This is a genomic window from Phaeovulum sp. (genome assembly GCF_041596715.1).
Lineage (GTDB): Bacteria > Pseudomonadota > Alphaproteobacteria > Rhodobacterales > Rhodobacteraceae > UBA6213.
Window position 1 is genome coordinate 1 of sequence record NZ_JBFHIA010000104.1, and the last position, 10,180, is coordinate 10,180.

Here is a 10,180-nt window from a genome sequence, read left to right on the forward strand (position 1 = left end):
CCTGCGTCTTGCGGCAAACGCAGAACTGGTTGGGCGGATCGGGCTGACCGATTTGGCGCTTTTCACCGAAGCACGCTACACGCGCCACCCCTCTATGGCCGACCTGCACACCGCGTTTCAGGATCATCCGGCTTCGTTCGAGCATTTTCCATCGGGTATTTTCGTGCCGCCGCCGACGGGGCTGGCCTCGGGAACGCTCTCTAATTCCATCGAGGACCTCTCGCAATGAAACACTGGCTCCGCCGACAGCGCTATCTGGCCGATTTCACGCTGGCAGCGCTTGCAAGGCGCCGCGTCAAGAACACCGGGCTGATCGTGATTTATTCGATCATCGTGTTCGTGCTGGCCTCGGCAATGATGTTTTCGGCCGCTTTGCGCAACGAGGCGGGAACCGTGCTGGCAAAATCGCCAGAGTTGATCGTGCAGCAACTGGTGATGGGCCGCCACGAGATGATCTCTGGCAGCGAGATCGAAAAGCTGGCCGGAATCCGCGGCGTCGCCTCGGTCAAAGGGCGGCTCTGGGGCTATTTCTACGACAGTGTGAATGGCGCGAACTACACCTTCATGGTGCCTGACGACGAAAGCTACGCGCTGCAACCGGGCGAAGCGATCCTTGGCGGCGGCATTGGCGAAGCGCGCGATTTCACTTGGGATACCGCGCCTTTGTTTGTGACCTCGCTTGCAGGCAAGATGGTCAAGTTCAACGTGCGAGAGACCTTCGCTGACGATTCCGCATTGCTGACCGCCGATCTTGTGCTGATTTCCGAGGCTGATTTCCGCTCGTTCTTCAATCTGCCGCCCGATGTCTGGACCGACATCGGCGTGACAATCCGCAACGAACTCGAGATTGCCACCATCGTCGGAAAGGCACAGCTCGTCATGCCGAATGCGCGCTTTGTAACGCGCTCTGATATCGAGCGGACTTATCAGCGTCTGTTCGACTGGCGCGAGGGTCTGATGACCGCGCTCGCCGCCGCGGGTGTGCTGGCCTTTGCCATCTTCGCGGCCGAAAAGGCCTCGGGGCTAAGCGCCGAGGAAGCCCGCGAGATTGGCATTCTCAAGGCAATCGGTTGGGATACCGGCGATGTCATCGCCATGAAGCTATGGGAGGGTGGGCTGATCTCGTTTGGCGCCTTCCTTGCTGGAACCGTGTTTGCGTATCTCCATGTGTTCAGTTTTCAGGCCGGGCTGTTTGAACCGATCCTGAAAGGTTGGGCCGTGATCTACCCCGACTTCGCGCTGGCGCCGCATGTTGACGGGCTGCAACTGGCAACGCTGTTTGCCATCACCGTCATTCCCTACACCGCCGCAACCCTCGTGCCGATCTGGCGCGCAGCCACCGCCGACCCCGATCAGGTCATGCGCTGAAACCGGAGACAGATCGCCATGATTTCGCTCAAGACCGTATCAAAACTGTATAACGAAGGGCGCCCCAACGAAGTGTGCGCCGCACGCGACATCGACCTTGAACTCGCGCGCAACAAGGTCACCGTGCTGACTGGGCCATCGGGTTCGGGCAAGACCACGTTGCTTTCGATGATCGGCTGCCTGACAAGGCCGACAACGGGGCGGGTGTTTGTTGATGGCGACATGGTCTCGGGTCTGCCCGAGAAGTTCCAGACCGAGCTTAGGCGCACCAAGTTCGGCTTTGTGTTCCAGCGCTTCAACCTGATCCGCGGCATCAGCGTGATCGAAAATGTGATGCTGCCTGCGGCCCCGCTTGGCCCAGAATATCACGAACTGCGCGAGCGCGCGCAGAACCGGCTAGAGCGGCTGGGCCTTGGTGCCAAGGCCGATATGCCGGTCGAGTTTCTTTCGGGCGGCGAAACCCAGCGTGCCGCGATTGCCCGCGCGCTGATCAACGACGCGCCGGTGCTGATCGCCGACGAGCCGACTGCCAACCTCGACACCGTGCTGACCGAACGTTTCCTTGAAATCGTCGGAGAGCTTCAGGCCGAGGGCAAGACCGTCATCATGACCAGCCACGACCCGCGCATCTGGCAATCAAGCCATGTGAACACGGTCGTGCGGATGCAGGACGGTCGCATCATTGGAGTAGATGCATGATTTTCCAGACCCCCATCCTGGCGCTGCTGCTGATATCGGCGCTTTCGGCTGTTGTCATGCTTTGGGCGGGGTGGTTTGCGCTGCGGTTGCTGCTGCGGTGGGATCTGGCCAGCGGCAGCCGCGCGCAACTGGAAATGGAACGTGCGACAGATCTGGTTTCAACGCTTTTCGGCTTTGTGATGTTGGCGCAGCTTTTGTCGCTGTTGCTTTATGTTTTCAACGCGGACCGGATGGCGACGCTGTTTGTGGGCGCGATGTGTGCGGTTGGCACGCTGAACAACAACGACTGGGGCTTTCCCACGCTTTATGGCAAGCTCGCGATCTTCTTTGTCGCCACCATGTGGCTGATACTAGACCGCGCAGACCGCACGGGGCATGACTATCCGCTTACGCGGGTGAAATATGCGCTGGTGCTGGTGATCGTGCCGCTGGTTCTGGTCGCGGGCGCGCTGGAGCTGACCTACTTCCTCAACCTTCAGGCCGATGTCATCACCTCGTGCTGCTCGACCGAGTTCACCCCCGAAACCGAGGGGCTTGGCTCTGACATGTCGAGCCTCGCCCCTGCCACGGCTCTTTGGTTGCTTGGCGCAAGTGGCGCTGCCGTGGCGTTGGTCGGGGCTGCCAGCCTGATCTGGAAGCGCGGCACCACGCTTTTTGCGGTGGCAGGTGCAGTGTTCTTTGTCGTGGCGCTGACCGCGATCATTTCGGTGATTTCGCCATACGTCTACGAGCATCCAACACACCACTGCCCGTTCTGCATCCTCAAGCCGGAATACAACTACTTCGGCTATGTGCTCTATGCGCCGCTGTTCATGGGCACGGCCTTCGCGCTGGGTGCGGGCCTGTTGCAGCCCTTCCGCAAGGTAGAAAGCCTTGCAGCCACGCTGCCCGCGCGCATCAGCAAGCACGTGACGCTGTCGCTTGCGTCCTTTGTGGTCTTTGGGCTGGTGGTGCTTTGGACCATCTGGAAATCGCAGCTGATCCTGTTCGGCTAAGCGCGAAGGCTCGGGCGGCGGTCAAACCCCGCCCGAGTGCACCACCTTGTAGTAAAGCGCCTCAAGCTCGTTCTTGTGCTCGGTCTCTTCCAGCGCCAGCGCAACGAACAAATCCTTCAGCACACCGGGCGGCGTTTCTTCGGCCAGCGCGGTGTATTGGTCCATCGCGGCCGCTTCGCGGGTCAGCGCGTATTGCAGCACGGTCTGGTCATCGGGCGCTTCGCCCAGATCGGGCACCTGCACGCAGTCTGAAAAGCGCCGGTCGCTGGCAGGCCGCTTGATGCGGGCATCCAGAACATCGGCCAGATCGGCGCGTTCGGCCCAGCCGGAAAAGAGGTTCACGTGCTCTTGTTCTTCGGCGGCGAGTTCTTCGACCAGATAGCGCAGGTTCTTGGAAACCTTGGGCGCGAGAGCAGTATAGAAATCGCGCGCCGTCTTTTCGAAGGCGGTTGCGGTTTCCAGCACCTCTCGGATCGTGGTCAGCGGCTTGAGCTTGTCGTAGCCATGTCCTTCAACCATTGCGTGCCTCCTTTGCGGCGAATGCCGCTTCGATGCTTTGTGCCATGTGGTGCCCGTCGGCCACCGCATGCACCACGTCGGGGCCACGTACACAGTCGCCCCCTGACCAGAGCCAGTCAAGGCTGGTGCGCCCGTCGGCATCCACCGCGATCCGGCCCCGGTTCCATTCCAGCGCCTCGGTCAGTTCGGGCCCAAGCAAGCTGATGTCGGCCATCTGGCCGATCGCCTCGATCACCAGTGCCCCGGCGTGCTGCTGCTCGTCGCCCTCGTCATAGGCGGGGGCAAAGCGGCCCTGTGGGTCAAAGATGCTGGTCACCGCCCATGTGCGCAGGCCCGTCACCTTGCCCTTGGCATTGCGCGTTACCTCTTGCGGGCCGCGCGCGTCGATGATCTCGATGCCTTCCTCGCGCGCCTCTTTCACCTCTTCGGGGTCTGCAAGGAAATGCGCAAGGTCTTCCAGCGCCGTCACGGTCATGCCGACCTTGCCATATTTCTGCTTTTGCAACCGCGCGAGCGAGCGGGCGATATCCATCGCCACGTTGCCGCCACCAATCACCACGGCTGTGCGCGGCACCTCGATTTCCTCGCCTTCGGTGATCTGGCGCAGCAGGTCAACGGCCTTGGCGACACCCTCCCCCTCCGAGCCCGGAATACGGGTCGAACGGCCCATGTGCAGACCGATCGTCAGCAGCACCGCGTCGAAATCCTTGTGCAGCGCCTCCAGCGTCACGTCAGTGCCAACGCGGGTATTGAGCCGCAGCTCCACGCCAAGCCCGGTGATGACCCCGATCTCGTGGTCGAGCACATCGTATGGCAACCGGTATTCGGGGATGCCGTAGCGCAGCATCCCGCCCGCAGCGGCGCGCGATTCAAACACGGTGACCGCGTGGCCTGCGCGCGCAAGGTCGAAGGCCGCGGTCAGCCCCGCAGGGCCCGCGCCAACAATAGCCACTTTGCGCCCGGTGGGGGCGGCGGGGCGGCCGATGATATCGGCGTAGCGTTCGCGCGGCACCTGATCGGTGATGTGGCGTTTCAGCCAGCGAATGGCGATTGGGTCGCCCTCATGCGCGGTGGAGCAGACATCCTCGCATTTATGCGTGCAGATGCGGCCGCAGCTGATCGAGAACGGGTTGGTCTCATAAAGGATAGACAGCCCCTTTTCGTAATCGCCATCGCGGATCGTAGCGATGTAATCGGGTATGGACATATGCGTGGGGCATGTGGCGACGCAAAGCCCGCAGGCTACACAGCGATCTGCCTCTAGCAACGCTTCGGCCACCGAATAGCCCGCAACGATTTCATCGAAATTGCCGATCCGCGCCTCGGGTTCTGCCTCGCGCATCTCGACCCGCTCGCGCGGCGTGATGGCGTAGTCCGTCGGGCGCTTGTATCCCTCGGGCGTCTCGTCCCAGGCACGGCCTTCGGCACCGGGGAAAAAGCGGAACGAATCCGGGTCAGGGTCTGCCCATTGGTAGAAGTTCGACATGTTGAGCGAGCCGGTCATGCACACATCGACGCAAAGCGCGCACCAGCAGCAGCGCCCATAGTCGATGCGCGGGCGCAGGCCGCTATCGCCGGGGCGCGTTTCGATACCCTCGACCGGCAGCATGTCGATTGCGCCGTTCTGGCAGATCGCCTCGCAGGTGCCGCAGCCAATGCAGGCGGCCATGTCGTTCTGGTGAAACCCGCGATACCGCTCGGCTGCCTGCCGCGCGATTGGGTCTTTGATCGTCACCGGTTCCTCGAACAGGTATTTCCATGCCCGGAACGGTGAGAGAATGTCTTTGGCGGCCATGGTGCTACCTCTCGATTTCCGGCGGATAGGTATGCAGCGACACCATCAGCGCCGCCACATCCGATATATTGACCCCCACGATCAGCCGCTCTAGCAGCGCCATCGCATGGGTGTAGGAAGGCCCTCGCACATTGACCCGGCGCGGGTAGCCAGAGCCATCGGTGACAAGGTAATAGCCGTATTCGCCCCGCGAACATTCGCCGCGCAGATAGGTTTCGCCGCGCGGGATCTTCCAATGCAGCACATTCGGCAACCGCGCCATATAGGGCCCGCCATCGGGCATCTTGGCGATGATCTGGCGGATCAGATCGACCGAAAGCTGCACATCGCGGCGGCGCACATCGGCGCGGGCGAAAATGTCCGAGGCGGTGGCGGTGGGCACCTCGAAATCAAGCTCGGGGTAGACCAGATAGGGCTGGTCTTTGCGCACATCCTTGGCCACGCCGCCTGCGCGCGCATTGGGGCCGGTGACGCCGTAGGGTTCGAACAGCGCGGGGTCGATGTAGCCCACGCCCACGGTGCGTTTCTTGAACACGGCGTTCTGGAACATCACTTCCTGCACGTCGCGCAGCACACGCTCGACCTCGCGAAGCGTGTCTTCAAGCCTCGCCTTGAAACCTTCGGGCAGCCCGTCGCGCACACCGCCGGGCAGAATGAACATGTGATAAATGCGCGCGCCGGTCAGTTCTTCGAACCGGTCCAGCATCAAGTCGCGCGCATAGGTGGTCCACTGCCCGATCACGCCAAGGCCAAGTGCGCCTGCCTGCCCGCCCAGAAACATCATGTAGCTGTTCAATCGCCCCATCTCGAGGATCAGCGTGCGGATCCAGCGCGCGGCCTCTGGCGCTTCGATGCCCGACAGTTCTTCAATCGCGGCGGCATAAAGGTATTCGTTGAAATCCGGCTCGGGCACGCAGATGCGGCAGACGATGGGAAAGCACTGAATGAAGGTGCGCCGCTCCATCAGCTTTTCAAAGCCGCGGTGCAGGTAGCCTACATGGGTCAGCCCCTCGACCACCTCATCGCCGCAGACGGTCAGTTCAACCGACATGTTGCCGGTGATGCCGGGGTGGTTCGGCCCTTGCCAGAGCTTGAGATACTTGCCCGAGGTAAGGTCGATTTCGCAGCTGCCATCGGCGCGGCGAACGGGGTATTGGCTGCGGTCTGGTTCAAACATGGCCTAGCCCTTTTCCGGGTAGAGCTTGTGTTTCATATATGCCGCCGGGTCGCGCGTTTCGCGCCCCTCGCGGTGGCGGAAGTTGGTCTCGGCAAAGGCCAAGGTATCGAAGTCGCGCCGGTACGGCGGCGGTCCGATCCAACCTTCGAGAATGAACTCGGCATCGACGCGCGGGCTTCCGGGAAAATCGATCCCGAACATCTCTCGCAACTCGCGCTGATAGGTTGCGGCGGTGGGCCAAAGGTCGTGGATGCTTTCCATCGACGCTGCCTCGCGCCGCAACATGACGCGCAGTCCGATATCGCAGGCCAGCGCACGGTTGTTGAGCAGATAGGTCAGTTGAAACTGCCCCGCCTCCAGCCAATCGACCGCGGTCAGCAGCACCAGATGCGTGAAACCCTCGCGGTCGCGCAGATGCAGGGCCGCCTCGCGCAGCCACGCGGCCTCAATGGTGACAAAGGCCAGATCGGGCCGCTGGCGCGTGGTTGCGCCCCCCGGGAACCGTTCTTCCAGCCGTGCAAGAATCTTGTCCATCACACTCACCAGTTGTAATCGGGCATGTCCCAGTCATGGATCACCGCTTTTTGGCGTTCCTTGTACTGGGCGAAGTTTTCCGCATAGGCGTTTGCGCCTTCGGCCTTGCCGGCGCGGATGATCTTTTTCAGATCCTCAAAGCCTTTCAGCAGTGCTTCGGGGCGCGGCATACAGCCTGCGATGTAAAGATCGACCGGCAGGTAATCATCAAGCCGCTTGATCGTGTTGTAGCTGTCGAAATACATCCCGCCATTGATCGTGCAAGACCCAAGGCCCACGACGTATTTGGGGCTTTGCATTTGCTCGTAAGCCCGGATCGCGCGCTTCAGCGTTTTCACGCTGAGATAGCCCGAAATCATCAACAGGTTCGCCTGCCGCGGTGTCGGGCGCCACTGGATGCCGAAGCGATAGGCATCAAAGCGCGGCGTCATCAGCGGGCGCATCTCGATAGCGCCGCAGCCGGTGCCAAAACCGAGAATCCAGAGCGATTCCGACCGCGCCCAGTTGAAGAAATCCTCAACGATCTTGACATAAACCGGCGCGTGCACGCGCGGTGCTGCCTCGCAAAAGTAATCGCGCAAGGGGTCAACCGTGATGACTTGCCCGTCAGGGGTCTTGACCTCGCGTGGCTCCAGTTCGGGGCGACGAGGAAACTTGCGGCTGTCGTCTTTCATAGCATTACACCCAATAAAGCCCGACTATCGCCAGGGGCACGCCCCAGATCAGGAAGAACCGGACAGACTGTTCAACCCGGAAGCGCGGAAAGGCCACGCCCACGAAGGCCGAGACCAGATAGAGCAGAAACACCTTGACCCCGAAGACCGGCCAACTGGCCGCGCCGCCAAAGAAAAGGTTCATGTAGATCACGATCTTGGCGACCGGAAAGATGTTGCGGTTGGTTTGCAGCAGCGCCAGATACGCCGAATGAAACTCGGTCGGCGGGCCGATCGGAATCTCTTGCGGTGCAAGCACCACATCGAAAGGCGCGCGCATCATCGAACCAAGAAAGCCCAGCATCGCGGCGGCTACCGCGAAGGGGTTGGTGAACAGCGTCCAGTTCAACACCCCACCCTGCTGTGCGGCCACGATTTCGGTTACCGACAGCGTTTGATACTGCAAGGCTACTGCAAAGACGGCGATCGCGAAAGGCAGTTCCGCCGACGTCACTTGGCTCAGGCCGCGCGAAACGCCAAGCGCCGAAAGGGGATGCCCGCTTTCCCCCGCACCAAGCGCCATGCCGAGCGTGCCGAAGAAGACGAAGTAGAGCGCCAAGATCAGATCGCCCGAGAACGAAAAGTTCGCCCACATCTCGGACCCGTAGATGGTGGGCACAAACAGCAGCAGCCCGATGCCGCCTGTCAGCCGGAACACCGGGCCGAGGTAGTACATGTAGCCATGCGTGATCTTCGAACGCAGCACATAGTTCTTAAAGAGGTCGATGTAGTTCTGGTACACGCGGATGCCATAACGCCGCCCTGCCCGCGCGCCCATCTTCTGGATCACCGCAGTCATGAGAAGCCCGTAGTTCAACACGATGAACAGCGTCAGCAGCGCGTAGGCGACCTTGATCCATTGAAAGTCCATTACAGGCCCCCTCCGACGATCAGGATGAGCACCAGCACGAAGCCAAGCAAATGGAAGGCGTAATGCTGGCCGTCACCGGTGTAGAATCGGCGCAGGAAATCGGCTGCGCCATGCAGGCTGCCGGTCACGCCACCCCAGAAGGTGGTGACCAGCGGCGTCAGCAGAAAACCCAGCGCCTTGCGATAGGGCGCAAAGAAGTTCCATGCGAAATGCGTGGTCTCTGGCCTGAACGGGCGCTCTGCGGAAAAGACGATGTTGAACTGCTTGACCTTCTGCGCGCGGTGGTTGAGCAGCACCAGCAGCAACAGCACCGAGGCAAAGATCCCCACGGTCACCGCCATCACCGAAACCGGGCTCCAATAGCCATAGTCCGAACGGATCGTCAGCCCTTCCCAGCTTAACCCGTGTTCGGGGAAGATGGTCGAAAGGTAGCCATCAACCCGGCGCAGCGCGAGGCCCGGCACCACGGCGAATACCAAAAGGAACGCGGTGTAGAGCATCTGCGGCAGAACGATCCAGAACGGCGCTTCACGCAGGCGGCGGTTTTCATCCTTGAGTTGGCCAAGGAAGATCGTGTGGATCAGCCGGAACAGATACAAGAAGGCGATCGGCCCCGACAGGAAGATCACGATCATCGGCGCGCGTGCGTCCGATTCCATGATCGCGTTGTAAAAGATCCAGCGCCCGCCAAAGCCTGACAGCGGCGGCACGCCCGACATCGCGATGATGCCGATCAGCACCGCAATAAATGACAGCGGCATCAGCGCGATCAGCCCGCCCATCTTGTACATCAGCCGCGTTCCGGTGCGCTTGGCAACGCCGCCCACCGACAGGAACAGCATGGACTTGTAGATGTAGTGGTTGATGACGAACATTAGCGCCATCAGCCAGCCGAGGTGGTTCATCAGCGCGATGCCGAAGATCGCATACCCCATCTGGCCGATCGAGCTATAGGCGAGCAGGCGCTTTGCATCTTCCTGAAACGCGGCGGTCAGGTTGCCGATCAACGCGGTCAGCGCGCCGATCCAAAGCAGCACATAGGTCAGCTGAACCCCATAAAGGCTGGGCGAGCCCATATGGAGTATCAGCACCATCAGCCCGAACAGCCCGGCCTTCAGCAGAATGCCCGAAACCATTGGCGAGACGTCAGTTTCCGCCTCGGCATGAGCACCGGGCAGCCAGATATGCACACCGATCGCGGCGGTCTTGGTCATGAAACCAAGGGCCAGCAGCATAAAGACCCAAGGTGCGAGTGTCTGCGACACCCCTGCAAGCGCGGCTACGGTAAAGCCCGCACCCCCGCCCGAGGCAAGCGCGAACCCGGCCAAGATCGCAAAGGCACCGCCAAGCGAGAACAGCACATAAGACAGCGCATGAGGTTCCGAATACTTGCCGCGCAGGATCAGGAAGTAGGAACCGATGGTCAGCACCTCCCAAGCCGCGAAGAACCCAAAGCTCGTTTCCGCGACGATCAACATCGCCATGCCCGCGAACATCAGCATCGCCGAA

11 protein-coding genes are annotated in these 10,180 nt (G+C 61.2%); 4 read left to right on the forward strand and 7 right to left on the reverse strand.

The features are described from left to right. The 4 genes from ABY403_RS08730 to ABY403_RS08745 form a co-directional block, all read left to right on the forward strand. Nucleotides 1-229, forward strand: a 229-nt coding sequence (locus ABY403_RS08730) for a hypothetical protein (protein WP_372840396.1), incomplete at its 5' end; no start/stop codon positions are given. Then, entirely contained in the window at nt 226-1,368 is a 1,143-nt protein-coding gene (locus ABY403_RS08735) for an ABC transporter permease (protein WP_372840397.1), read from the forward strand. The genes ABY403_RS08730 and ABY403_RS08735, both read left to right, overlap by 4 nt. 18 nt (nt 1,369-1,386) lie before the next feature. Next, nucleotides 1,387-2,067 carry an ABC transporter ATP-binding protein gene (locus ABY403_RS08740; RefSeq protein ID WP_372840399.1) on the forward strand — a complete coding sequence of 227 codons (681 nt, stop codon included), beginning with the start codon at nt 1,387-1,389 and terminating at the stop codon, nt 2,065-2,067. Beyond that, a complete protein-coding gene (locus tag ABY403_RS08745; protein ID WP_372840400.1) occupies nt 2,064-3,062 on the forward strand; it encodes a hypothetical protein in 999 nt (332 codons plus the stop codon). The genes ABY403_RS08740 and ABY403_RS08745 overlap by 4 nt, the downstream gene beginning before the upstream one ends. Nucleotides 3,063-3,083: 21 nt before the next feature. Here ABY403_RS08745 and ABY403_RS08750 read toward each other — a convergent pair whose 3' ends face one another. The 7 genes from ABY403_RS08750 to ABY403_RS08780 form a co-directional block, all read right to left on the reverse strand. Next, nucleotides 3,084-3,581, reverse strand: a complete 498-nt coding sequence (locus ABY403_RS08750; protein WP_372840401.1) for a ferritin family protein — start codon at nt 3,579-3,581, stop codon at nt 3,084-3,086. Beyond that, nucleotides 3,574-5,376 (reverse strand): FAD-dependent oxidoreductase, encoded by a 1,803-nt coding sequence (locus ABY403_RS08755; protein ID WP_372840402.1) that lies wholly within the window; start codon nt 5,374-5,376, stop codon nt 3,574-3,576. The genes ABY403_RS08750 and ABY403_RS08755 overlap by 8 nt, the downstream gene beginning before the upstream one ends. A 4-nt stretch (nt 5,377-5,380) precedes the next feature. Then, a complete protein-coding gene (locus tag ABY403_RS08760) occupies nt 5,381-6,553 on the reverse strand; it encodes a hypothetical protein (protein ID WP_372840403.1) in 1,173 nt (390 codons plus the stop codon). 3 nt (nt 6,554-6,556) lie between these two features. After that, nucleotides 6,557-7,087, reverse strand: coding sequence for an NADH-quinone oxidoreductase subunit C (locus ABY403_RS08765; protein WP_372840404.1), 531 nt, complete (start codon nt 7,085-7,087; stop codon nt 6,557-6,559). Nucleotides 7,088-7,092: 5 nt separating this feature from the next. Continuing rightward, entirely contained in the window at nt 7,093-7,761 is a 669-nt protein-coding gene (gene nuoB, locus ABY403_RS08770; RefSeq protein ID WP_372840405.1) for an NADH-quinone oxidoreductase subunit NuoB, read from the reverse strand. A 4-nt stretch (nt 7,762-7,765) separates the two neighbouring features. Continuing rightward, nucleotides 7,766-8,671, reverse strand: a complete 906-nt coding sequence (locus tag ABY403_RS08775) for a respiratory chain complex I subunit 1 family protein (RefSeq protein WP_372840406.1) — start codon at nt 8,669-8,671, stop codon at nt 7,766-7,768. Then, a partial coding sequence (locus ABY403_RS08780) for a proton-conducting transporter membrane subunit (protein ID WP_372840407.1) occupies nt 8,671-10,180 on the reverse strand: 1,510 nt, incomplete at its 5' end. The genes ABY403_RS08780 and ABY403_RS08775, both read right to left, overlap by 1 nt.

What these genes read in the sequence shown, in the direction of transcription:
- ABY403_RS08735 (WP_372840397.1), top strand. Translation starts at nt 226, where the DNA reads ATGAAACACTGGCTCCGCCGACAGCGCTATCTGGCCGATTTCACGCTG.
- ABY403_RS08740 (WP_372840399.1), top strand. Translation starts at nt 1,387, where the DNA reads ATGATTTCGCTCAAGACCGTATCAAAACTGTATAACGAAGGGCGCCCC.
- ABY403_RS08745 (WP_372840400.1), top strand. Translation starts at nt 2,064, where the DNA reads ATGATTTTCCAGACCCCCATCCTGGCGCTGCTGCTGATATCGGCGCTT.
- ABY403_RS08750 (WP_372840401.1), bottom strand. Translation starts at nt 3,581, where the DNA reads ATGGTTGAAGGACATGGCTACGACAAGCTCAAGCCGCTGACCACGATC.
- ABY403_RS08755 (WP_372840402.1), bottom strand. Translation starts at nt 5,376, where the DNA reads ATGGCCGCCAAAGACATTCTCTCACCGTTCCGGGCATGGAAATACCTG.
- ABY403_RS08760 (WP_372840403.1), bottom strand. Translation starts at nt 6,553, where the DNA reads ATGTTTGAACCAGACCGCAGCCAATACCCCGTTCGCCGCGCCGATGGC.
- ABY403_RS08765 (WP_372840404.1), bottom strand. Translation starts at nt 7,087, where the DNA reads ATGGACAAGATTCTTGCACGGCTGGAAGAACGGTTCCCGGGGGGCGCA.
- nuoB (WP_372840405.1), bottom strand. Translation starts at nt 7,761, where the DNA reads ATGAAAGACGACAGCCGCAAGTTTCCTCGTCGCCCCGAACTGGAGCCA.
- ABY403_RS08775 (WP_372840406.1), bottom strand. Translation starts at nt 8,671, where the DNA reads ATGGACTTTCAATGGATCAAGGTCGCCTACGCGCTGCTGACGCTGTTC.